This is a genomic window from Streptomyces shinuiensis (assembly GCF_043660855.1).
Lineage (GTDB): Bacteria > Actinomycetota > Actinomycetes > Streptomycetales > Streptomycetaceae > Streptomyces.
Window position 1 is genome coordinate 1,715,076 of record NZ_JBIHML010000001.1, and the last position, 21,855, is coordinate 1,736,930.

The following is a 21,855-nucleotide window of genomic DNA, read 5'->3' on the forward strand; positions in this document are numbered from 1 at the left end:
ACGGCGGTGCCGGGACGGGGCGCGGAAGCGGCTTCCGCCCCCGTCCGGGCGCCCGGACGGAGTGCCGCACGCCTACCGCGCGGGCTGCCCCCGGTGCCCCGGGGCGGCTTTCCCGGCCGGTCCCGGCAGCGCGGGAAGTGCCGCCTCGACCGGCGGCGGCGCCCCGTCGCGTGCCCGCAGCCAGGCGGTGGCCTCGGCCGGGGGCATCGCAGCCGACACCAGCCAGCCCTGTACGGCGTCGCAGCCCAGATCGCGCAGGCACTCCCAGGTCTCGTCGTCCTCCACGCCCTCGGCGACGACGACCAGGCCGAGGGAGTGCGCGAGGTCCACCGTGCAGCGCACGATCTCGGCGTCCTCGGCGTCCACCGCCAGGCGTGCCACGAAGGAGCGGTCGATCTTCAGCTCGCTCACCGGCAGCCTGCGCAGGTGCACCAGCGAGGAGTAGCCGGTGCCGAAGTCGTCCAGGGACATCCGCACCCCGTGGCCGGTGAGCGCGGCGAGGGTGTCGGCGGCCTGCTGCGGGTCCTCCAGCAGTACGTGCTCGGTGATCTCCAGCTGGAGTGCCCCGGCCGGGACGCCGTGCCGGGCCAGCCGGGCGGCCACCGATCCGGCGAAGCCGGGGCTGTGGACGTCGCGGGGCGAGACGTTGACGGCGACCGGCACCGCCAGGCCCCTGGAGCGCCAGCGGGCGACCTGGGCGAGCGCGGTCTCCAGCACGTAGTCGGTCAGGCGCGGCATCAGGCCGGAGGACTCGGCGATGGCGATGAACTCGTCCGGGGGCACCCTGCCCCGCTCGGGGTGCACCCAGCGCACCAGTGCCTCCAGGCCGCAGACGGAGCCGTCGAAGGCGACCTTGGGCTGGTAGTGCAGTTCGACCTCGCCCGCGTCCAGGGCGCGGCGCAGGTCGCCCAGCAGGCCCAGCCGGTCGGGTGTGTTGCCGTCGCGGGTGGCCTCGTAGACCTCCACACCGCTGCGGTCGCGCTTGGCCTGGTACATCGCGACGTCGGCGCGGCGCAGCAGGCCCTCCGCCTCACCGGCGTGGTCGGGGAAGACCGCGACCCCGGCGCTGGCCTCCAGTTCCAGGGTCAGTCCGTCCAGGTCCAGCGGCGAGCCGAGGGCGCCGACGAGCGTGCGGGCGATGCGCTGGGCGCTGGTGGGCGAGTCGGCGAGCGGGAGCAGTACGGCGAACTCGTCGCCGCCGAGCCGGGCCACCTCGGCGCCGCGGGGCAGCGCCGTCCGCAGCCGGTCCGCGATCTGCAGCAGCAGCCGGTCGCCCGCCAGATGGCCGAGGGTGTCGTTGACCGACCGGAAGCGGTCGAGGTCGATGAGGACGAGGGCGGAGCGGGCGCCCAGCCGGTCGGCCTCGTCCAGGGCGGACCAGGTGCGCTCCAGCAGCCACTGGCGGTTGGCGAGTCCGGTGAGGGGGTCGCGCAACTGCTCCTCGGCGCGGGCGCGGGCGATCCACAGGGCGGAGTCCAGTGAGACCAGCGGCACCGAGAACAGCGGCAGCAGCAGCGGCATGTGGACGGCGACCACGACGATCAGCGGGGAGATGGCCAGCAGCGCGAGGGCGACCAGTCCCTGCCGCGCCAGGGCGGTGCGGGCGACGGTGGGCAGCCCTCCCCGGCGCGGGGCCAGGATGTACCACAGCAGCGTCCGGGTGACGAGCAGATAGGCGGCGGCGGCCAGGAGGACCTCGGGGAGCGCGTACAGGCTCCAGGCGGCAGGGCGCCAGGGGTCCTCCACCGAGGGGTGCACGCCGAAGGCCGCCAGGCACAGCGCCGCGGCGCCGATGCCGAGGATGTCCACCGCGCCGTGCCGCAGTGCCTGGCGCCAGCGGTGCCGCCGGGCCGCGCCGACCAGGACCACCACCGCGAGGCTGACCAGGGTGGCCGGGATCCAGCCGTACAGCAGCAGGATGGCCAGGGTGAGGGCGGCGCCGGAGCCGGTGCCGCCCCACCAGCGGTCGCGGCCGAGGGCGACCAGGTGGCCGACGATGAGGCCGGTGAGGACGGCGAAGGACCAGCCCGCCGTGCCGCTGGGGAAGAGGGCGTGCCCTTCGGAGATCACCCGGTGGATCCCGGCGGCCAGCGCGACGGCGGCGACCGCGACGACCGCGCGGGAGAGCCAGGGCACCTCCGGGGGGGCGACGTGCTGCGGCTTCGGCGCGCCGTCGGGGCCGCCGCCCGGCGGGGCGGTGGTCGGTCGGAGCCACTGCTGTCCCCGGCCCCGGGGTTTGTGCTGCATGCGCGTCCCTCTCACAGCCGTCGGTGCCCACGCCACGGCAGGCGCACCCCGTCAACAGTAGGGCGCGGACGGCCGGCTGGGCAGTGATCGATCGGGGTTGCCCGAATGCCGACCGGTCGATCGCGTCCGTCTGATAAGCGCCGCGCAGCCTCTCCTCATCACTCACCAACGGCATTGGCCGAAAAGGGATTTGGCGGCGGTGGCACCACCGCAGCCGACACTCCGTCACCCGGCGGGCTGCTCCGCGGCGGGCTCGGCGGGGACGACGGCGGCCTCCCGCGCGGCGTCCGGTCCCTGCTCCAGCAGGACGGCGAAACCGTCGTCGTCCAGGATCGGGACCTTCAACTGCACGGCCTTGTCATATTTCGATCCAGGACTGTCGCCCGCCACAACAAAACCGGTCTTCTTTGAAACAGAACCGGTCACTTTCGCTCCCAGGCTCTGCAGCACCTCTTTTACGCCATCTCGCGTGTACGACCGCAGGGTCCCGGTGACCACCACGGTGACCCCCTCCAGCGGACGCGGCCCCTCCTCGCCGCCGCCCTCCTCCTCCATCCGGACGCCTGCCGCCCGCCACTTCTCGACGATCTCGCGGTGCCACTCCTCGGCGAACCAGGCCTTGAGCGAGGCCGCGATCGTCGGGCCGACCCCCTCGGTGGCCGCCAGCTCCTCCTCGGACGCCTCGGCGATCCTCTCCAGCGAGCGGAACTCCCTGGCCAGCGCCTCCGCCGCCACCGGGCCGACATGGCGGATCGACAGCCCCGCGATGATCCTGGCCAGCGGGCGCTCCTTGGCCGCCCGGATGTTCTCCAGCATCGCCAGCGCGTTCTTCTTCGGCTCACCCTTGAGGTTGGCGAAGAAGGTGACGACCTTCTCCTCCCCCGTCTTCGGATCCCGCTTGGGCAGACCGCTGTCCTGGTCCAGGACCAGGGACTTGATGGGCAGCAACTGCTCGACGGTGAGGTCGAACAGATCCCCCTCGTCCCGCAGCGGCGGTGTGACCGGCTCCAGCGGCTGCGTCAGCGCGGTGGCCGCCACGTACCCGAAGTGCTCGATGTCCAGGCACTTGCGCCCCGCCAGGTAGTAGAGCCGCTCACGCAGTTGCCCCGGGCAGGAGCGGGCGTTGGGGCAGCGCAGGTCGACGTCCCCCTCCTTGGCCGGCTTCAGTCCGGTGCCGCACTCGGGGCAGTCGGCGGGCATCACGAACTCCCGCTCGCCGCCGTCCCGCAGGTCGACCACGGGGCCCAGGATCTCGGGGATGACGTCGCCCGCCTTGCGCAGCACGACGGTGTCCCCGATCAGCACACCCTTGGCCCTGACCACGTCCTGGTTGTGGAGGGTGGCGAACTCCACCTCCGAGCGGGCCACCGTCACCGGCTCCACCACGGCGAACGGCGTGGCCCGACCCGTGCGGCCGATGCTCACCTTGATGTCCAGCAGCCTGGTGTTGACCTCCTCCGGCGGGTACTTCCAGGCGATCGCCCAGCGCGGCGCCCGCGAGGTGGAGCCCAGCCGCCCCTGGAGGGGGATCTCGTCCAGCTTGACGACGACCCCGTCGATCTCGTGCTCCACCGAGTGCCGGTTCGCGCCGTAGTACGCGATGAACTCCCGCACCTCCCCGACGGATCCGACCGCCCTGTTGTGCGCGGCGGTCGGCAGACCCCACTCGCGCAGCAGCTCGTAGGCGTGCGACAGCCGGTCGATGTCGAAGCCCTCGCGGGCGCCGATGCCGTGCACCACCATGTGCAGCGGGCGCTCCGCGGTGACCTTGGGGTCCTTCTGCCGCAGCGAACCGGCCGCCGCGTTGCGGGGGTTGGCGAACGCCGGCTTGCCCGCCTGAACCAGCCGCGCGTTCAGCTCCTCGAATCGCTCCATGGGGATGAACACCTCGCCGCGGATCTCCACCAGGTCCGGGACGCGGTCCCCCTTCAGCCGCTCGGGGATCTGCGCGATGGTGCGGACGTTGGGCGTGATGTCCTCCCCGGTGCGCCCGTCGCCGCGGGTCGCGGCGCGCGTCAGCCTGCCGTGCTCGTACGTCAGGTTGACCGCGAGCCCGTCCACCTTCAGCTCGCACAGGAAGTGGTACGGCACGCCGCCCAGTTCGCGCGCGATCCGGTCGGCCCAGGAGTCCAGCTCCTCGTCGTCGAAGGCGTTGTCCAGCGACAGCATCCGCTCGCGGTGCTGTACGGCGGTGAACTCCGTCTCGTAGGAGCCGGCCACCTTCTGGGTCGGCGAGTCCGGCGTGGCCAGCTCCGGGTACCTCGCCTCCAGCTCCTGGAGCTCGCGCAGCAGGGCGTCGAACTCGGCGTCGCTGATGACCGGCGTCGTCACGTAGTACCGGAAGCGGTGCTCGTCGACCTCCTGGGCCAGCCGCGCGTGCCTCTCGCGCGCCTCGCTGTCCGGGCTCACCGTCTCCATGTGTCCAAGCCTCCCGTTACTCGGGGTCGTTTACGAGCGAGCGTGCGGCCCGGACACAGTGCGCGAGCGCGGCCCGCGCGTAGGCCGGCGAGGCGCCGGCCAGACCGCAGGCGGGCGTGACGACCACCGATCGCGCCAGCAGCTTCGGAGACAGCCCGATCCTGCGCCACAGCGTCCTGACCCCCATGACGCTACCGGCAGGGTCTGACAGTGCACCCGTGTCCGGCTCCGCCGCCGGGACCGCCCCGGCGAACAGCGCCGTACCCGCCTCGACCGCCTCCCCGACCGCCTCGTCGTCACGTTCGGTGAGCAGCGAGAGGTCGAAGGAGATCCCGTCCGCGCCCGCCCTGCGCAGCAGCCCGAAGGGCACCCCCGGGGCGCAGGAGTGCACCACCACGGAGATCCCCTCCGCCGGCTCCCGCGCCGGTTCGCCCGCCGCCTCCCGTGCCGCCCCGACCACCTGCCGCAGCGCGCCCTCGGCCACACCGCGGTCCACGGCCGGATGGGTGCGGTAGCCGCTGGCGGTGGGCACCCCGCCCAGCAGCACGGCCGTCAGCGACGGCTCGTCGAGCTGGAGGACGATCCGGGCCCCCGGCACCCTGCGCCGCACCTCGGCGAGATGGGCGCGCAGCCCCTCGGCCAGGGACTCGGCCAGATAGCGGCAGGCGCCCGCGTCGCCGAGCATCGCCTCGCCGCCGCGGCGCTCCAGCGACGCCGCCAGCGTCCACGGCCCGACGGCGGAGACCTTCAGCGCCCCGGTGTGGCCCTGGGTGAACTCCTCCAGCGCGTCCAGGTCCTCCCCCAGCCAGGACCGGGCCCGCCGGGTGTCGCGCCCGGGCGCGTCGCCGACCCGCCAGCCGCTGGGCTCCAGGCGGGCGTACAGCTCCACCAGCAGCCCGGCCGTCCGCCCGATCATGTCGGCGCCGGGCCCGCGCGCGGGCAGCTCCGGCAGGTACGGGAAGTGTTCGAGGCTGCCGGTGACGGTCTTGGCGGCCTCCCGGGCGTCGGTGCCGGGCATCGACCCGATGCCGGTCGCCGCGCCCGTGCCCCACACGTGCTCCCTCACGCCGACGGCCTCACCCTCAGGTCGGTGATCTCCGAGCCCGCGGGCAGATCGAGGGCGGTCAGGACGGCGGTCGCCACCGCGGACGGGGGGATCCAGCGCCCCGGGTCGTACTCCCTGCCCTCCTGCCGGTGCACCTTGGCCTGCATGGGCGTGGCGGTGCGGCCCGGATAGACGGAGGTCACCCGCACCCCGGCGCCGCCCTCCTCCGCGCGCAGCGAGTCGGCGAGCGCCTTGAGCCCATGCTTGCTGGCCGCGTACGCGCCCCAGTCGGCGTTGGCGTTCAGGCCCGCGCCGGAGTTGACGAAGACCACATGGCCGTGCGCCGGGCGGATCTGGGGCAGCAGCAGCCGGGTCAGCTCGGCGGGGCCGACGAGGTTGACCGCCAAGGTCGCGTTCCAGACCTTCGGCGTCAGCTCACCGACCCTCCCCAGGTCCACCACCCCGGCGACGTGCAGCAGCGAGTCCACCCGCTCCGGCAACTCCTGGTGGGACAGCGCCCACGACAGCCTCTCGGGCTCGGCCAGGTCGCCGACGAGGGTGCGGGCGCCGGGGAAGCGCCCGGTCAGTTCCCTGGCACGGCCCGCGTTCCGCGCCAGCAGCCACAGTTCCTCGCCCCGCTCCCGCAGGCGCTCGGCGATCTCGGCTCCGATGCCGGAGCCCGCCCCGGTGATCACATGCGTTCCCATGCGCACATCGTCCCATCCGCCGGGCCGTCCGGCGGGCACCGCACCCGTCAGTAGAGCCCCAGCGTGCGGGCGGTGTCCTCACCGCGCCGCATGTGCTCCTGGGCCGCCTCGCCCAGCGCGCCGAGCACTCCGGTGACCACGGTCTCGGTGACGGCCAGCGCGGGCACGAGGCTGTCGTACGGGGTGGTGGCCGGGGCCTGGCAGGGCAGCGCCACGTCGGCGACGGCCGAGATCGGCGACAGCCAGCCGTCGGTCACCAGCACGACCTTCCCTCCCCGGCCGGACACCAGCCTCGCCAGGTCCAGCAGGGCGGGTTCGTAGCGGCGGAAGTCGAAGACGGCGAGCACGTCGCGGCGCCCGCCCCGGGCGAGGGCGGCGGTGCGTTCGACCGCGCCCTCGGGCAACAGCTCCACGTCGTCGCGGATCTGGAGCAGGTGCAGGCCCAGGTAGCGGGCGTGCAGCGCGCTGAACCGGCCGCCGACCAGCAGCACGCGGCGCCGGGGGTCGGCGAGCAGGTCGACGGCGCCCTGGAGGTCCTCGGGGGGCAGCGCGGCGCAGGTGGCGCGCAGGGCGGCGGTGAGGGACGCGGCGGAGGACTCCAGGAGGTCCGCCGCGGGGGAGCCGCCGCGCTCGGCGAAGCCGGTGGCGGTGTAGAGGGCGACCGGGGACGCCTCGCGCTGTTCCAGCTCGTCGCGGAGCGCACGCTGGAAGTCGGGGAAGCCCCGGTAGCCGAGGCGGTGGGCGAAGCGGATGACGGTGGGCGCGCTGACGCCGGCCCGCTCGGCGACGCGGGCGACGGTCTCGAACCCGGCCGACGGGTAGGCGGCCAGCAGGACGCGGGCGACCTTGCGTTCGGCCGGTGTGCACTCGCCGAGCCGCCGCCGGATGGACTCGGCCACGCCGCCGGATGCCGTCCGCTCTCCGTCCTCCGCCACGGACGCCTCGTCTTCGGCGGCCACGGTGCCTCCTCGTTCGTCGGGCCCGGGGCGGCGCCGCGCCCCGGGCCCGAGCCTATCCGGCGCCGCTCAGGGCGCGTAAACCTCGATCTCCATGCCCGTCAGGGTGGAGGCGGTGCGGCCGTCGGCGGTCCAGGCCGCGTATCCGGAGGCGGGCTTGCGGAATCCGACCGCGAACTCCGGGCGGATCTCGTAGGTGTAGTCGGTGGTGCGCTCGGAGCGTGCGCTGCCGGCGAGGTCGAGGGCGGTACCGGCGAAGCGGTACGGGCCGAAGACGTCGTAACCCGGCCGCTGGGCGGTCCGGTTGCGCGGTGCCAGTTCGGTGCGGTCGGCGGCGGGCAGGGCGCGGCGGGCGTACGGGTCGTAGCCGTCGCCCGCGGTGAGGCGGTCGTAGCGGACGCCCTCGACGGACCACTCGCCGTTGTACGTTCCCGCCGTGGCGCCGGTGAGGTCCAGTACCGTCACCGCGTGCTCGCCCAGGACGCGCAGGCGCTCGTCTCCGGTGCCGACGCCGGTGACCTCCAGGGCGGTGTTCTCGTCGACGCCGAAGACCAGGCCGTGTCCGGTGTCGGCGGCCAGGCGCAGGGACCGGCCCTCCCGGCCGCGGGCGGAGAAGTGGGTGTCGACCAGGCCGTGCTCGAAGAACCCGAAGCCGCCGGCCTCCAGGTAGCCGAGCCGGGTGGCGTCCTCGAAGTAGCCGGGCGAGGAGCCGTCGCGCAGCGCCTCGTAGCTCGACCCGCCGGTGATCATGTCGGCGCCCGCCTGGATCTGGGCGCCGGCGCTGGTACCGGCGACCACCGCGCCCTCGGCGAGCCGCTGCCGGACGGCGGCGAGCACGGCCGAGTCCCGGGTGCCGCCGTCGCGCAGGAGGGTGGTGACGTAGCGGTACTGGTCGCCGCCGCCGATGAAGAAGCCGGTCATGGTGGAGACGTGCCCGGCCAGTTCGGGGTCGTCGGCCGCGGCCACCCGGTCGAGGTCGACGGGGATCCACTCGGCGGACCCGGCGCCGTGGCTCTCCAGGAGGTCCGCGTAGTAGGCGCCGTTGGCCTCGCTGTTGCGCGCCTGCGGCGTGCCCGCGTCCGGGTCCTGGGAGGGCGGTACGGAGCCGGCGGTGAGGACGCCGATGCGGGCGGCCGGGCCGCCGGCGCGGTCGACGATCTCGCCGTACACCTCGGTGTTCCGCTCGTCCAGTGCGCCGCCGACCATCAGGAGCGTGCCGCCGGGCGCCTGTGCGGGGGAGGGCTGTACGGGCCCGGGCGCGGGCCGGGCCGCGGGCGCCGCCGCGGCGGCGGTGGCGGGCAGCAGCAGGGCGAGCGCGGCCAGCCCCGCCGCGGCGGCGGCCAGTACTCCGCGCGGCCGGCGCGGGGGCGCTGCGGCGGGAGATCCGCCGGGGGATCCGTCGGCACGGGGTCTCGTTCGGTGCACGGGTGCCTCCTCGAAGGCTCGCGGGGTGGTGCGGAGGCCGGCGCGGTCGCCGGCCTCCGTGGTGCGGTGGTGCGGCCGGGGCGCCGCGGGGTCGCGGGGAGCGCGGCGCCCCGGGGTCTGCGGGCGGCGGGAGCCGTCAGCCGGCGCCCCGGGTACCCAGCCGGGAGATCAGGGCCGCCAGCAGGGCGCCGCGGGGGACGACGCTGGTCAGGTCGAGCCACTCGCCGGGACTGTGGTCGCCGCCGCCGACCGGCCCGAGGCCGTCCAGGACCGGCAGTCCCGCGCCGGCGGCGAAGTTGGCGTCGGCGACTCCCCCGGTCTCGGCGGCGTCCGCCCCGACCCCGAGTTCCGCGGCGATGGCCAGGGCCTCGTCCGCCAGGGCGGCGACCTGAGGGGTGCGTTCCAGGGGCGGGCACTCCTCGCCCTCCGCCACCTCCACGGAGGTGCCCTCCACCCAGGTGCGGGAGGCCAGGCGCGCGATCTCGCGGCGGGCGTTCCACAGGCCGTCACGGGTGGCGGACCGCACCTCCACGTCGAGCACGGCCCGGTCGCAGACGACGTTGGTCCGCGAGCCCGCCCGCACCCGGCCGACGTTGACGGTCGTGCCGCCGGGGCCGCCGCCCAGCCGCTGGAGGGCGATGACGAGGTGGGCCGCCGCCAGGGCCGCGTTGGCGCCGCGTTCCGGTTCGACGCCGCTGTGCGCGGCCCGGCCGCGCACGGTCAGGCGCAGGTCGACCACGCCCTTGCGGGCGGTGACGAGGTCCCCGTTCTCGCGCGCGCACTCCAGGCAGAGGCCGAAGTCGGCCTCCTTGGCAAGTGTCTCGGTCAGCGGGCGGCTGCCGGGCGAGCCGATCTCCTCGTCCGGGGTGCACAGGAAGACCACCTCCCCGTAGTCGTCGGCGCCCAGGTCGTGCAGGGCTCCGATCGCGGCGATCCCCAGCAGCAGGCCGCCCTTGTCGTCGCAGACGCCGGGGCCGTACGCGGTGCCGTCCTCGATCCGCAGGGGCCGGGCGGCGGCCGTGCCCGTCTCGTACACGGTGTCCAGATGGGCCATCAGCAGCAGCCGGCCGCCGCCCGGCGTCCGGCCGGCGCGGCGGGCGATCAGGGCGTCGCCCAGCCGCCGGCCGTCCGGCGCGGAGCCCACCGGCACGGACCGGACCGCGAAGCCGAGCCCGCGAAGCCGCTCCGCGGCCATCGCGCCGACGGCGCGGACGCCCTCGCTGTCGTAGGACCCGCTGTCGACACCCGTCATCAGCTCCAGGCCGGCCAGGAAGGCGGGGTAGCGTCCCTCCACCGCCGCGCGCAGGTGCGCGGCGGTCGGCCGTCGGTGCACCGGGGCGCTCACAGGACCTTGGCCAGGAAGGACCGGGTACGCTCGCGCCGGGGCGAGGTCAGCACCTCACCCGGTGGGCCCGACTCGACGGCCACGCCGTCGTCCATGAAGACGGCGGTGTCGGCGACCTCCCGGGCGAAGCCCGTCTCATGGGTGACGACGATCATCGTCATGCCGTCCTCGGCCAGCCCGCGCATGACGTCCAGCACCTCGCCGACCAGCTCCGGGTCGAGCGCCGAGGTGGGCTCGTCGAAGAGCATCAGCTTGGGCTCCATCGCCAGCGCGCGGGCGATGGCCACACGCTGCTGCTGACCGCCGGAGAGCTGGGCGGGGTAGTTGCCGGTCCGGTCGCCGAGCCCGACCCGGTCCAGCAGCTTCAGCGCCCGCTCCCGGGCCGCCGCCTTCGGCTCGCGCCGCACCCGCACCGGCGCCTCCATGACGTTCTCCACCGCGGTCATGTGCGGGAAGAGGTTGAAGCGCTGGAAGACCATGCCGATGTCGCGGCGCTGGGCGGCGATCTCCCGTTCCTTCAGCTCGTACAGCACCGGGCCGCGGCGCCGGTAGCCGACCCGCTCCCCGTCCACGGTGAGGCTGCCGCCGTCCACCCGTTCCAGGTGGTTGACGCAGCGCAGGAAGGTGGACTTGCCGGAGCCGGACGGCCCCAGCAGGCAGCACACCTGCCCGGCGCCGACCTCCAGGTCGATGCCCTTGAGCACCTCGGTGCGGCCGAAGCGCTTGCGGACGCCCTCGGCGAGGACCATGGGTGCGCCGCTCACTCGCTCGCTCCCTTCACGGACCGGACGGGCCGGCGTACGGACAGCAGCCGCCGCAGCGGGGAGTCGCCGGCGCCGGCGCCCCGCCCGTAACGGCGCTCCAGCCAGGACTGCGGGATGCTCAGCAGCGAGACCAGCACCAGGTACCAGATCGCGGCGACCACCAGCAGCGGGATGACCTTGTAGTTCTGGGCGTAGACGTCCTGGATGTTGGACATCAGGTCGTGTCCGGCGATCACCGAGACCAGGGCGGTGGTCTTGAGCATGGTGACGGTGTCGTTGCCCATGGGCGGCACGATGACCCGCATCGCCTGGGGCAGCACGATCCGGCGCAGCGTCATGCCCGGCCGCATGCCCAGGGAGTGGGCGGCCTCGGTCTGCCCCTTGTCGATGGACTGGATGCCGCCGCGTATGACCTCCGAGGCGTAGGCGACCTCGTTGAGGCCGAGCGCCAGGAGCGCGGCGATCGTCGGGGTGACCAGCTCCGAGGTGGGGGCGGAGAAGAAGGTGATGTCGGTGAACGGGATGCCGATCATCACCTGCTCGTAGAACGCGCCCATGTACCCCCAGAAGATGATCTGCACCAGGATCGGGGTACCGCGGAAGACCCAGACGAACAGGGAGGCCAGCGAGGACAGCACGAGGTTGTCCGACAGCCGCATGACGGCGACGACGGTGCCGCCGACCAGCCCCATGACCATGGAGGCCGCCGTCAGCCACACGGTGGTCCACAGGCCGCTGAACACCAGGTCGTGCAGCAGGTAGTCGCCGACGGTGGGCCAGTCGAGGTTGGGGTTCTTCGCCAGTGACCACACGGTGCCGCCGCCCGCGGTGAGCGCGGCGGCGGCCGCCGCCCAGCGGCCCCAGTGCCGTACGGGCACGGTCCGCAGTTCCTGGACGCCCCGCTCGGCAGGCGGGCCGTGGCCGGCGGCGGTGATCGCGGTGGAGGAGGCCATGTCAGTCCACCGCCGCGTTCTTGGTGGCCTTCTCCACGCCGATGGAGCGGACGCCGTACTTGTCGAGGATCTTCCCGTAGGTGCCGTCGTCGATGAGCTGCTGGAGGGCGGCCTGGATGGCGTCGGTCAGCTCCGGCAGCTTCTTGCTGACGGCGATGCCGTTGGGCGAGGCGTTGTAGCCGCCCTTCGCCTCGGGGTCGTCCACCAGGTCGAAGGTGGAGCCGTCGCCGGCGGTCTTGGCGATGTACCCGGCGGCCGGCTTGGTGATGACGGCGGCGTCGGCCTTGCCGCTGCTGAGCGCGAGCTGGGTGTCGGAGTCCTTGGGGTAGGTCTGGAGGTCGATCTTCCCCTTGTCCGCCTTCGCGCACTCGGGCCCCAGCTCCTTGACGAAGTCGGCCTGGTTGGTGGCGGCCTGGGCGGCGACCCGCAGCCCGCACAGGTCCAGCGCGGTCCGGATCCCCTCCGGGTTGCCCTCGCGCACGAGGATGCCGGTGCCGGAGACGGAGTAGTCGACGAAGTCGAGCACCTTCTGGCGCTGCTTGTTGTCGGTCATGGCGGAGATGGCCACGTCGTACTTGCCCGCCTGGATCGCCGGGACGATGCCGTCGAACTTCTGGGGCGTGAAGGCGAACTCGACGCCGAGCCTGGCGCCGAGCGCCTGGCCGAGGTCGTAGTCGAGGCCGGTGATCCGCGTGCCGCCCTCCTTCTCGAACATCTCGAAGGGCGGGTAGGGGACGTCGGAGGCGACACGGACCTTCCCCGCCTCCCTGATCCGCTCGGGGAGCCTGTCGTGCAGCTCCGGGTCGGTCTCGACGGTGACGCCCGCGACCTTCGCCGACCGGGTGCCGTCCGCGGTCGCCGGTTCGGCGTCACCGCCGCAGGCGGTGAGCGAGGCTCCGCACAGCACGGCGGCGCCCAGCGCCAGGAATCTACGCATGGATGGTCCCCTCGGTGTCCTCTAATGCGGTAACAGACGTTACACACGCTCTCTTTACTTGAACAGAAGTAATGCACATAACGAATCTGTGAAGCCGCACTCCCGAACCGCCGTCCGGCGTGGTCGAATGAGGTGCCATGGCTGTCCCGTCCCCCACGCCCCCTTCCCCCGCACCGGTGTCCGCCGTCCCTCCGCAGGGCGGCCTGAGACAGGGCGGCGGCGGTCGTCCCGGCCACATGGTCGTGTGCGGCGACAACTCCCTGTCCCAGCGGCTGGTGCGCGAGCTCGCCTCCGTCTACGGCCAGAAGGTGACCGTCGTCCTGCCCTCGCTGCGCGGCGGCGACCAGGGCCCGCAGATCGCCGCGCTGGTCGGCGACCGGTGCCTGGGCGTACGGGCGGTGGAGGCCCAGGTGCCCGACGACGAGGCACTGCGGGAGGCGGGCATCGAGCACGCCGCCGCGCTGGCACTGACCTCCGGCGACGACCAGCTCAACATCCACACCGCCCTGCGCGCCCGCCGCATCAACCCCGAACTGCGCCTGGTCATCCGGATGTTCAACCGGACGCTGGGCCGCTACCTGGAGGACCTGCTCGACCGGACCATCGCCGCCCGCGTCCCCGGCCTGGACCAGAGGGCCGTGGACGCCTCCACCACCGTCCTGTCCGACGCGGACACAGCCGCCCCTTCCATGGTGGCGGCGGCCGTGGTCGGCACCAGCAAGGTCATCCACGCCGGCGGGCTGCTGCTGCGGTCCAAGGAGCGCACCGTCGGCACCGCCGGCCGCCGCGACCCGCTGTGCACCCTGGCCTTACTGCCCGACGCCCCGGACTCCGACGAGGGCGACGTCTACACCGACCCCGAGGACCACGACGGCCCCGTGCTGCTGCCCGACCCGCGCGAGCTGGAGGGCCTGCCGGACGGGCGCGGCACCGTCGTCCTGGAGGCGATCACCCGCCGCCCCGACCAGGCCGGCACTCCGGCCCCCCGCGTACCGCGACTGCCGGTGGGCAGCTTCTTCTCCCGGAGGCTGCGGGCCGCCCTGCTCGGGCTCACCGCGGTGGTCGTGCTGCTCGCCGCCGCGAACTGGTACGTCACCCGCGAGACGCCGCTGCACGCCGCCTACATCACCCTGCTCAACGTGATGTCCATCAACGAGCCCGAACTGGAGGGCAGCACCGGGGAGCAGGTCCTGCAACTGCTGGGCGGGCTGGCGGGCACCGCGCTGCTGCCGCTGATGTTCGCCGTCGTGCTGGAGAGCTACGGCACCTTCCGCCGGGCCGCCGCCCTGCCGCCCCCGCCGCGCGGCATCGAGAAGCACGTCGTCCTGCTGGGCCTGGGCAAAGTCGGCACCCGGGTGCTGGACCAGCTCCTGGAACTGGGCATCCCCGTGGTGTGCATCGAGCGCGACACCGAGGCCCGCGGCATCGCCACCGCCCGCGCGCGCCGGGTGCCGGCCCTGGTCGCCGACGTCACCGAGGACGGGGTGCTGGAGGAGGCGGGGATAGCGCGCAGCCGCGCCCTGCTGGCGCTGACCAGCGACAGCGGCACCAACCTGGAGGCCACGCTCTACGCCCGCCAGGTCAATCCCGACCTGCGGGTGGTGATGCGCCTGTTCGACGACGAGTTCGCCGCCACCGTCTACCGCACGCTGCGCGACACCTACCCCGGCGCGCAGACCCGCAGCCGCAGCGTCTCGGCGCTGGCGGCACCGGCCTTCGCCGGTGCCATGATGGGCCGCCAGGTGCTGGGCGCCATACCCGTGGGTCGCCGGGTGCTGGTCTTCGCCGCGGTCTCGGTGGCGGGCAACCGGCTGCTGGAGGGCCGCACCGCCGGCGAGGCGTTCCGCCCCGGCTCCTGGCGGATCCTGGCCCTGGACACCGCCCCGCCCGACCGCCGCCGAGCCGATCTGGGCTCCCTCACCTCCGGCACCCGCACCTACACCCTCACCGGTGACCTCGCCTGGCGGCTGCACGACGGCTACGTGCTCACGGCGGGCGACCGCGTGGTGGTGGCCGCCACCCGTGAGGGCCTGGGTGTCCTGCTCTCGGGCGAGGAACCGCGCGGGGCGGGCACGGACGGCGCGGGCGACACGGGCACGGACGATGCGGGGGCGGGGAGCCCGGCCCCCGCGCCGTGAACCGCGCCGCCGCCCGCCCCGGCGCGCGCTACACCGGGCTGCGCTCCGGTTCCGTACCGCCCGCCGCCCGGTCAGGGACCGGCTGGGTGACGCGGATCTTGGACTGGCCGTGCGGAAGCCTTTCCCAGTCGTCCATGAGACGCGCCGTCAGACCGTGGCTGGCCGCGAGATCGGTCAGCGTCTCGGTGCGGTAGTAGAAGTCCTCGCGCAGCACGTGGTGCTCGCGGCCCTCGGTGCGGTCGAAGGTGAAGTCGAAGAAGCCGCCCGGCGCCAGGATCCGCCCCACGTTCTCCAGGCACTGGTCGATGACGTCCAGCGGCGAGTGGGAGAACACGCTGTGGGCGTGGACGACCGTGAAGTGCCCCTCGGGCAGGAAGTCGAAGGTCAGGTCGTCGGCGATCGCCAGGTGGGGCAGTTTGCCCTGGAGCCCGTGGCGCACGACGGTCCGCTTGGCCTCGATCAGGATGTGGGGCGATATGTCGATCCCGTAGTAGTGGCCCGGTTTCAGGTGGTCGATGAACAGCCGGCCGGCCCGCAGGTTGCCGCAGCCGATCTCCAGCATCCGGTGCTCCGGCTTCAGCCCGTGCTCCAGCAGGTAGTCGAACTGCATCCGCCCGATGGCCAGCCACCGCTCGTACGACGGCCTGCCGCCCACCGCCGCCTCGGGGCTGCGGGCGGCGTCGGAGGCCATGACGGCCCGGTAGTACCCGATGTGGTCGTCGCGGTACCTCGCCCGCAGCCAGGCGTCGCGGGCGGCCCGGCGCAGATGGGCGGGGACGCGTCCGGGATGGCCGATCGCGTAGCGCGCCTTGTGGGCGAGGGTGGCACGGTTCCGGGAGAGCCTGGAGTCGGATGGGGTCTTGGTTCCCATGGAGACCTCCGCGTCGCTCGGGGTCGAGCCGGTGGCGTCAGTATGGGCGCGGCACCCTCACCGCACCCTCCGGCTGATCCGTTCGGGTGCCCGCCGGGCGCCGCGGGCAAGCCCCGCCCGGCAGGCTGGGGAAGGGCATGGCGGTCGGGTCTGCGTGGTACCCGGCTGCTCCCAGGCCCCTCCTCCGACAAGGAAGCACACATGATCGTCGTCACCGGAGCCGCCGGACAGCTCGGCCGTCTCACCGTCGAGGCCCTCCTGGAACGCGGCGTACCCGCGTCCCAGGTCGTCGCCGCCGTGCGCTCGCCGGAGAAGGCCGCCGGCCTCGCCCGGCGGGGCGTACGGGTGCGGGAGGCCGACTACGACCGGCCCGGCACCCTGGCCGCCGCGTTCGAGGGCGCGCGGCGGGTGCTGCTGGTGTCCGGCAGCGAGGTCGGCCGCCGCGTTCCGCAGCACCGGGCCGTCATCGACGCCGCCGGGGACGCCGGGGCGGAGCTGCTGGCCTACACCAGCGTCCTGCACGCCGGCACCACCACCGTCCCCGTGGCCCCCGAGCACCGGGAGACCGAGGAGTACCTGCGCGACTTCGGCCTGCCCCACTGCCTGCTGCGCAACGGCTGGTACACCGAGAACTACGAGCAGGCCGCCCGCCAGGGCCTGGAGACCGGGATGATCGCCGGTGCCGCCGGGGACGGCCGGATCGCGTCCGCCTCCCGCGCCGACTACGCGGCGGCGGCCGCCGCCGTCCTGGCCGACGAGGGGACCGACGGCCACGGGGCCCACACGAACGCCGTGTACGAGCTGTCCGGCGACACCGCCTGGACCATGGCCGACTTCGCCGCCGTCCTCACCGACCTGACCGGCACCGAGGTCGTCTACCGCGACCTGTCGGCGGACGGATACGCCAAGGCGCTCACCGGTGCCGGGCTGCCCGGGGAGACGGCCCGGTTCCTCGCCGGGACCGACGCCGCCATCGCCGCGGGCCACCTCGGCGACACCCCCGGCGAGCTCTCCCGCCTCATCGGCCGCCCCACCACCCCGCTGCGCGACACCCTCGCCGCACTCCTCGGAATCTGATCCGCCGCCCGCCTCCCCGTCAGGCGGCGGGCACGAGGGCGGACAGGGGCGGGGGTCCGCCCCAGAGCAGTTCGAACCAGACAACCTTGCCGACCGGCCCGCCCGGTCCGGCGGACCCGCCCTCGGCCGGGCAGTCGCCCCAGCGGTCGGCGAGCACGTCGAGGATGAGCAGCCCTCGCCCGCCCTCCCGGTCCGGTGGCGGCGGGGACGAGGACGGCGCGGGCACCCCCGGCCCGGCGTCCCACACGCTGACCCGCAGGACGGGGTGGAGCCACCGCAGCGTCACGGCGGCGGCGTGCTCGCCGTACCTGACGGAGTTGGTGGCCAGCTCCGAGGTCAGCAGCTCGGCGCGGCCCGCCAGCTCGGTCAGCCCGTGCGCGGCCAGCACGGCCCGCAGGGTCCTTCTGGCGATCCCCGGACCGCGCGGGTCGCGGGGGAAGCGCAGCTCGTACTCCCAGGGGTCGGCGAACGGGATCGGCTTCGGGAACGGTGGCGTGCTCACGCGGTCCTCCGGTGGAGTGTGAGGGCTGGTCGCGCCGTCGGGCACCGGTGCGCGGGGCGGTGGCCTGCCGTGCGCCCTCCCGGGCAGGGCACACGGTGCGCTTCCGCTGCGCGCTCGGCGATGCGGCGCGTTGGCGGACTTCACCGTAGAGCTGAACTCATAACGGGTGCTACCAAACTAATCAGAACGAGTTAACCCTTGTTGATCGCGTGGACCGGCGCGCCGGACATCGCCAGACTGTCCGCGGACAAGGAGAAGGCACATGGCACCAAGGCAGACCCCGACCATCCGCCAGCGCCGTTTCGGTGCCGAGCTGCGGCGGCTGCGCGAAGAGGTTGGCATGTCCGCGGAGACCGCGGCCGGCCTGCTGGGGACGAACCGGACGATGATCTCCAACATCGAGGCGGGCCGCTTCGGCATCAGCGAGGAGCGCCTGCGCCGCCTGGCCGGCATCTACGAGTGCGCCGACCAGGCGCTCGTCGACGCCCTGGCCGAGATGACCGGAGGCCGGAGGACCCACTGGTGGGAGGAGTACCGCGGCAAGGTTCCGCCGGACTTCCTCGACGTGTCCGAGATCGAGCACTACGCGGTGCGGCTGCGCACCGTACAGACCGCCCATCTTCCGGGCCTGTTCCACACCGAAGACCACGCGAGGGCGATCTTCGAACTCCTCGTACCACCGCTGCCCCGCCTTGAGGTGGAGCTGCGCGTGGCCCACCGTCTGGCCAGACAGGCCGTGGTCACCGACGACAGGGGGCTCCCGTATGTGGGCCTGATCCACGAGGCCGCCCTGAGGATGCAGTTCGGCGGCAGGGAGACCGCCCGCGCCCAGCTCGACCGGCTGCTGGAGGAAGGGGAACGCGACAACGTCACCTTCCTCGTGATCCCGTTCCGGGCAGGCGGGTTCCCCATGGCCGGAGACTCCGTGCTCTACGCCGACGCACCGAACCCGCGCCTTGATACCGTGCACATGGACTCGCCCACCGGCGCGGTGTTCATCGACTCTCCGACGCAACTGGCCGATTTCCGCAGCCGGTTGGATCTGATCGAGGAAGCGGCGCTGTCGCCCGGGGCGTCGAGGGACTTCATCAGCGCGATCGTCAGAGACCTGTGAGAGGTGCCGTCCGTGTCCGAACTCGTCTGGACCAAGTCGTCCTTCTCCGAAGCGGGCGGCAACAACTGCGTGGAAGTGGCCGCCGACGACAATGACGGCATAGCCGTCCGCGAGAGCACCGACCCCGGCCGCGTCCTCACCACCGACCGCGCCGCCTTCCGCGCCCTCCTGCGGGGCGCGAAGGCCGGGACGTTCGACCGTCTCGCGCGGTAGAGCCGCCCGGGTTAGGCTCCCGGCGGGACACGCCACCTGCGAAGGGGGGCCGCTCCGTGAGCGGGACAGGGACCGTGATCGCGGTCAGCAGCAGCGGTGAGCACTCGTTCACCAAGGCCAACCGGGAGAGCGTCACACTGCTCGCCGGGCTCGGGGTGGAGGGGGACGCGCACGCCGGGGAGACGGTCAGGCACCGCTCCCGCGTCGCCAAGGACCCCACCCAGCCGAACCTGCGTCAGGTCCACCTCATCCACGAAGAGCTGTTCGCCGAGGTCGGCGAGGCGGGCTTCACCGTGGGACCCGGCGAACTGGGCGAGAACATCACCACCCGCGGCCTCGACCTGCTCGGCCTGCCCACCGGCACGCTGCTGCGCATCGGCGCCGAGGCGGTCGTCGAGGTCACCGGCCTGCGCAACCCGTGCTTCCAGATCGACGACTTCCAGCGTGGCCTGCTCAAGCAGGTCGTCGGCCGCGACGAGAACGGCGACGTGGTGCGCAGGGCCGGGGTGATGGGCGTCGTGCGGACGGGCGGCGTGGTGCGTCCCGGCGACGCGATCGGGGTCGAACTGCCGGACGGCGCGCACCGCCCGCTGGAGAAGGTCTGAGCTTGGCCGACCGGGCCGCTCAGCCGGGCCGGCGGCGGGTCAGGACACGGGTGGTACCGCCGTCGTCCTCGGCGATGCCGCGCACGTGGGCGAAACCGATCCGCTCCGGCAGGGCGAGCGAGGCGGCGTTGGCCGCGTCAACGGTGGCGTGCACCTCCGGCAGGCCCAGGGCCGTGAATCCGTGGGCGACGAGCGCCCCGGCCACCTCGGTGCCCAGACCCCGCCCCGGGCGGCCGGGGCGGGGGCGTAGACGATCTCGTGGCCGCCGGCCCCATCGGTCCGCTTGATCTCCGCGTGGCCGACGTGTCGGTCCCCGGCGCGCTCGCGGACGGCCCGGACGTCGAACAGGCCCTGGGCGTGGACCTTGGTGAACACCCGCCCGAACAGGGCGCGGTCCCCGGCCTCGGAGGAGGGCCCGTCCCTCATCCAGCGGGAGACCCGGGTGTCCTGGAACAGCGCGACGAAGTCCTCCTCGTCACCGGGTGCACAGGCCTCCAGGAGCAGGCGCTCGGTGCGCAGGGGCGGCGGGAGGGCGGGTGCCGTGCGCGGACCCTGGCCGGGAGCGGCGCGTCCGGCCGGCTCGGTCACCGGACGGCCGCCGCGCCGCGCCGCTCGGTGGCGGCGATGGTGGCCGAGCCGACCACGCGGGTGCCGTCGTAGAGGACGATCGCCTGGCCCGGGGCGACACCGCGCACCGGCTCGGTGAAGGCGACGCGCAGCTCGTCGCCGTCCGGACCGCCGACCAGCTCGGCGGTGACCGGCGTCTCGCCGCCGTGGGCGCGCAGCTGGGCGGTGTACGTGCCCGGCCCGGCGGGCGGGGTGCCGCACCAGCGGGGGCGGATGGCCCTGAGGGCGACCACGTCCAGTGCGGAGGCCGGGCCGACGGTGACGGTGTTGTCCACGGGGGAGATGTCCAGTACGTAGCGCGGCTTGCCGTCGGGGGCGGGGTGGCCGATGCGCAGGCCCTTGCGCTGGCCGACGGTGAAGCCGTACGCGCCGGTGTGGGTGCCGAGCCTGTTGCCGTCCTCGTCGAGGATGTCGCCCTCGGCGGTGCCCAGGTGCTTCGCCAGGAAGCCCTGGGTGTCGCCGTCGGCGATGAAGCAGATGTCGTGGCTGTCGGGCTTCTTCGCCACCGCCAGGCCCCGGCGCTCTGCCTCGGCGCGGATCTCCTCCTTGGTGGTGGCGGTGTCGCCGAGGGGGAACATGGCGTGGGCGAGCTGCCGCTCGTCCAGCACGCCCAGCACATAGCTCTGGTCCTTGGCCATGTCGGTGGCGCGGTGCAGCTCGCGGGCGCCGTCCTCGCGCAGGACGACGGTGGCGTAGTGGCCGGTGCACACCGCGTCGAAGCCCAGCGCCAGGGCCTTGTCCAGCAGCGCGGCGAACTTGATCTTCTCGTTGCAGCGCAGGCACGGGTTGGGGGTGCGGCCGGCCTCGTACTCGGCGACGAAGTCCTCCACCACGTCCTGGCGGAAGCGCTCGGCCAGGTCCCACACGTAGAAGGGGATGCCGATGACGTCGGCGGCGCGGCGGGCGTCGCGGGAGTCCTCGATGGTGCAGCAGCCGCGGGCACCGGTGCGGAAGGACTGCGGATTCGCCGAGAGGGCGAGGTGGACGCCGGTGACGTCGTGGCCGGCCTCCACAGCGCGGGCGGCGGCGACGGCGGAGTCCACCCCGCCGGACATGGCGGCGAGGACGCGGAGGCGGGGGGCAGGGCTGGGCGCACCGGTCGTGTCAGTCATAGCGCCCTCCAGGGTACGGGTCCGGGTGCGCGCCGGCGGAACCGTACGGGTGTTCCCGGGCGTTGTGCGGTCTGTGAGCGAGAAGGAAGCCCCGGGCCATGCCCGGAAGGGGCGGCCGGTGGGCCGCCGCGCCCTGCTGGCCGGCGGCGCGGCGGTGGGCCTGGGCGCCCTCGGGTACGCGGCCCGCGACGACCTGGCCCGGACGTGGTGGCGGGTGCCGGGCGTGGACCGGCCGCGCACCGAGGGCGAGGTGGACCACCCGGGGGCGGACTGGCTGCCGGCGTCCGAGGCGAACTGGCGGCGGGCCGACCGCCCCTACGACTACACCGTCGACCGGGTGGTGGTGCACATCATCCAGGGCCCCTACGCGGTGGCCCTGAAGGTCTTCCAGGACCCGTCCCACCGCGCCGCGACCCACTACGTGGTGCGCACCTCCGACGGGAAGGTGACGCAGATGGTGCGGGAGCTGGACGTGGCGTACCACGCGGGCAACCGCGAGTACAACGAGCGCAGCATCGGCATCGAGCACGAGGGCTTCGTGGACCGTCCGGAGACGATCACCGACGCCACCTACCGGGCGTCGGCGGCGCTGACGGCCGGGATATGCGACCGGTACGGCCTGCTCCGGGACCGCGAGCACATCATCGGCCATGTCGAGGTGCCCGGCGCCGACCACACCGACCCCGGGCCGCACTGGGACTGGGACCGGTACATGCGGATGGTGCGGGACGTGCCGGTCGGCGAGGCCTGATCCGCGAGGCCCGAGCCGACCGCGGGCGGGCCGGTGGCCGGGCGGGGG

General features: G+C 73.9%; 19 protein-coding genes and 1 pseudogene. 6 read left to right on the forward strand and 14 right to left on the reverse strand.

Going from position 1 to position 21,855, the window contains the following annotated elements:
• Positions 1–72: 72 nt before the first annotated feature.
• The 10 genes from ACGRHY_RS07450 to ACGRHY_RS07495 all read right to left on the reverse strand — a co-directional run bounded on the left by ACGRHY_RS07450 (position 73) and on the right by ACGRHY_RS07495 (position 12,797).
• Positions 73–2,247 (reverse strand): putative bifunctional diguanylate cyclase/phosphodiesterase, encoded by a 2,175-nt coding sequence (locus ACGRHY_RS07450; protein ID WP_394634599.1) that lies wholly within the window; start codon positions 2,245–2,247, stop codon positions 73–75.
• Positions 2,248–2,472: 225 nt separating this feature from the next.
• Entirely contained in the window at positions 2,473–4,665 is a 2,193-nt protein-coding gene (gene ligA, locus ACGRHY_RS07455) for an NAD-dependent DNA ligase LigA (protein ID WP_394634600.1), read from the reverse strand.
• A 16-nt stretch (positions 4,666–4,681) separates the two neighbouring features.
• The gene (locus ACGRHY_RS07460; RefSeq protein WP_394634601.1) at positions 4,682–5,731 is read right to left on the reverse strand and encodes a methionine synthase; all 1,050 of its coding nucleotides are present in this window, start codon (positions 5,729–5,731) and stop codon (positions 4,682–4,684) included.
• The gene (locus ACGRHY_RS07465) at positions 5,728–6,417 is read right to left on the reverse strand and encodes an SDR family oxidoreductase (RefSeq protein ID WP_394634602.1); all 690 of its coding nucleotides are present in this window, start codon (positions 6,415–6,417) and stop codon (positions 5,728–5,730) included. Before ACGRHY_RS07465 ends, ACGRHY_RS07460 begins: the two co-directional genes overlap by 4 nt.
• 47 nt (positions 6,418–6,464) lie before the next feature.
• Positions 6,465–7,376, reverse strand: a complete 912-nt coding sequence (locus ACGRHY_RS07470; RefSeq protein ID WP_394634603.1) for a MurR/RpiR family transcriptional regulator — start codon at positions 7,374–7,376, stop codon at positions 6,465–6,467.
• Positions 7,377–7,442: 66 nt separating this feature from the next.
• Entirely contained in the window at positions 7,443–8,798 is a 1,356-nt protein-coding gene (locus ACGRHY_RS07475) for a cyanophycinase (protein ID WP_394634604.1), read from the reverse strand.
• 136 nt (positions 8,799–8,934) lie between these two features.
• Positions 8,935–10,143 (reverse strand): M20 family metallopeptidase, encoded by a 1,209-nt coding sequence (locus tag ACGRHY_RS07480; protein ID WP_394634605.1) that lies wholly within the window; start codon positions 10,141–10,143, stop codon positions 8,935–8,937.
• On the reverse strand, positions 10,140–10,892 hold the full coding sequence (locus ACGRHY_RS07485; RefSeq protein ID WP_394637956.1) for an amino acid ABC transporter ATP-binding protein: 753 nt from the start codon (positions 10,890–10,892) through the stop codon (positions 10,140–10,142). The genes ACGRHY_RS07480 and ACGRHY_RS07485 overlap by 4 nt, the downstream gene beginning before the upstream one ends.
• A gap of 11 nt (positions 10,893–10,903) precedes the next feature.
• Entirely contained in the window at positions 10,904–11,860 is a 957-nt protein-coding gene (locus ACGRHY_RS07490) for an amino acid ABC transporter permease (protein ID WP_394634606.1), read from the reverse strand.
• A gap of 1 nt (position 11,861) precedes the next feature.
• Entirely contained in the window at positions 11,862–12,797 is a 936-nt protein-coding gene (locus ACGRHY_RS07495; RefSeq protein ID WP_394634607.1) for an ABC transporter substrate-binding protein, read from the reverse strand.
• A 236-nt stretch (positions 12,798–13,033) separates the two neighbouring features.
• On the opposite strand from ACGRHY_RS07495, the gene ACGRHY_RS07500 reads away from it, so the two are divergent.
• Positions 13,034–14,935 carry an NAD-binding protein gene (locus tag ACGRHY_RS07500; RefSeq protein WP_491630972.1) on the forward strand — a complete coding sequence of 634 codons (1,902 nt, stop codon included), beginning with the start codon at positions 13,034–13,036 and terminating at the stop codon, positions 14,933–14,935.
• Between the two features lie 28 nt (positions 14,936–14,963).
• Here ACGRHY_RS07500 and ACGRHY_RS07505 read toward each other — a convergent pair whose 3' ends face one another.
• Entirely contained in the window at positions 14,964–15,806 is an 843-nt protein-coding gene (locus ACGRHY_RS07505; protein ID WP_394634609.1) for a class I SAM-dependent methyltransferase, read from the reverse strand.
• 201 nt (positions 15,807–16,007) lie between these two features.
• Between ACGRHY_RS07505 and ACGRHY_RS07510 the strand changes: the two genes are divergently transcribed.
• The gene (locus tag ACGRHY_RS07510) at positions 16,008–16,883 is read left to right on the forward strand and encodes an SDR family oxidoreductase (protein ID WP_394634610.1); all 876 of its coding nucleotides are present in this window, start codon (positions 16,008–16,010) and stop codon (positions 16,881–16,883) included.
• Between the two features lie 19 nt (positions 16,884–16,902).
• On the opposite strand, the gene ACGRHY_RS07515 is transcribed toward ACGRHY_RS07510, so the two are convergent.
• On the reverse strand, positions 16,903–17,385 hold the full coding sequence (locus ACGRHY_RS07515; RefSeq protein ID WP_394634611.1) for an ATP-binding protein: 483 nt from the start codon (positions 17,383–17,385) through the stop codon (positions 16,903–16,905).
• Positions 17,386–17,647: 262 nt separating this feature from the next.
• Between ACGRHY_RS07515 and ACGRHY_RS07520 the strand changes: the two genes are divergently transcribed.
• Genes ACGRHY_RS07520 through ACGRHY_RS07530 form a run of 3 tightly spaced genes read left to right on the forward strand, consistent with a single transcriptional unit; the run spans position 17,648 to position 19,317 of the window.
• A complete protein-coding gene (locus ACGRHY_RS07520; protein WP_394634612.1) occupies positions 17,648–18,499 on the forward strand; it encodes a helix-turn-helix domain-containing protein in 852 nt (283 codons plus the stop codon).
• 12 nt (positions 18,500–18,511) lie between these two features.
• A complete protein-coding gene (locus tag ACGRHY_RS07525; protein WP_394634613.1) occupies positions 18,512–18,712 on the forward strand; it encodes a DUF397 domain-containing protein in 201 nt (66 codons plus the stop codon).
• 56 nt (positions 18,713–18,768) lie between these two features.
• Positions 18,769–19,317, forward strand: a complete 549-nt coding sequence (locus ACGRHY_RS07530; RefSeq protein WP_394634614.1) for an MOSC domain-containing protein — start codon at positions 18,769–18,771, stop codon at positions 19,315–19,317.
• Positions 19,318–19,336: 19 nt separating this feature from the next.
• Here ACGRHY_RS07530 and ACGRHY_RS07535 read toward each other — a convergent pair.
• Positions 19,337–19,821 (reverse strand): annotated as a pseudogene (locus ACGRHY_RS07535) (GNAT family N-acetyltransferase).
• 80 nt (positions 19,822–19,901) lie between these two features.
• A complete protein-coding gene (gene mnmA, locus ACGRHY_RS07540; protein ID WP_394634615.1) occupies positions 19,902–21,056 on the reverse strand; it encodes a tRNA 2-thiouridine(34) synthase MnmA in 1,155 nt (384 codons plus the stop codon).
• Positions 21,057–21,120: 64 nt separating this feature from the next.
• On the opposite strand from mnmA, the gene ACGRHY_RS07545 reads away from it, so the two are divergent.
• Positions 21,121–21,807: an N-acetylmuramoyl-L-alanine amidase gene (locus tag ACGRHY_RS07545; RefSeq protein WP_394634616.1), complete on the forward strand. Its 687-nt coding sequence runs from the start codon at positions 21,121–21,123 to the stop codon at positions 21,805–21,807.
• Positions 21,808–21,855: the final 48 nt, after the last annotated feature.

Bases quoted from the DNA above. Each gene is read 5' to 3' on its own strand.
- mnmA (WP_394634615.1), bottom strand. From the start codon at position 21,056: ATGACTGACACGACCGGTGCGCCCAGCCCTGCCCCCCGCCTCCGCGTC.
- ACGRHY_RS07510 (WP_394634610.1), top strand. From the start codon at position 16,008: ATGATCGTCGTCACCGGAGCCGCCGGACAGCTCGGCCGTCTCACCGTC.
- ACGRHY_RS07450 (WP_394634599.1), bottom strand. From the start codon at position 2,247: ATGCAGCACAAACCCCGGGGCCGGGGACAGCAGTGGCTCCGACCGACC.
- ligA (WP_394634600.1), bottom strand. From the start codon at position 4,665: ATGGAGACGGTGAGCCCGGACAGCGAGGCGCGCGAGAGGCACGCGCGG.
- ACGRHY_RS07490 (WP_394634606.1), bottom strand. From the start codon at position 11,860: ATGGCCTCCTCCACCGCGATCACCGCCGCCGGCCACGGCCCGCCTGCC.
- ACGRHY_RS07495 (WP_394634607.1), bottom strand. From the start codon at position 12,797: ATGCGTAGATTCCTGGCGCTGGGCGCCGCCGTGCTGTGCGGAGCCTCG.
- ACGRHY_RS07500 (WP_491630972.1), top strand. From the start codon at position 13,034: ATGGTCGTGTGCGGCGACAACTCCCTGTCCCAGCGGCTGGTGCGCGAG.
- ACGRHY_RS07465 (WP_394634602.1), bottom strand. From the start codon at position 6,417: ATGGGAACGCATGTGATCACCGGGGCGGGCTCCGGCATCGGAGCCGAG.
- ACGRHY_RS07505 (WP_394634609.1), bottom strand. From the start codon at position 15,806: ATGGGAACCAAGACCCCATCCGACTCCAGGCTCTCCCGGAACCGTGCC.
- ACGRHY_RS07485 (WP_394637956.1), bottom strand. From the start codon at position 10,892: ATGGTCCTCGCCGAGGGCGTCCGCAAGCGCTTCGGCCGCACCGAGGTG.
- ACGRHY_RS07520 (WP_394634612.1), top strand. From the start codon at position 17,648: ATGGCACCAAGGCAGACCCCGACCATCCGCCAGCGCCGTTTCGGTGCC.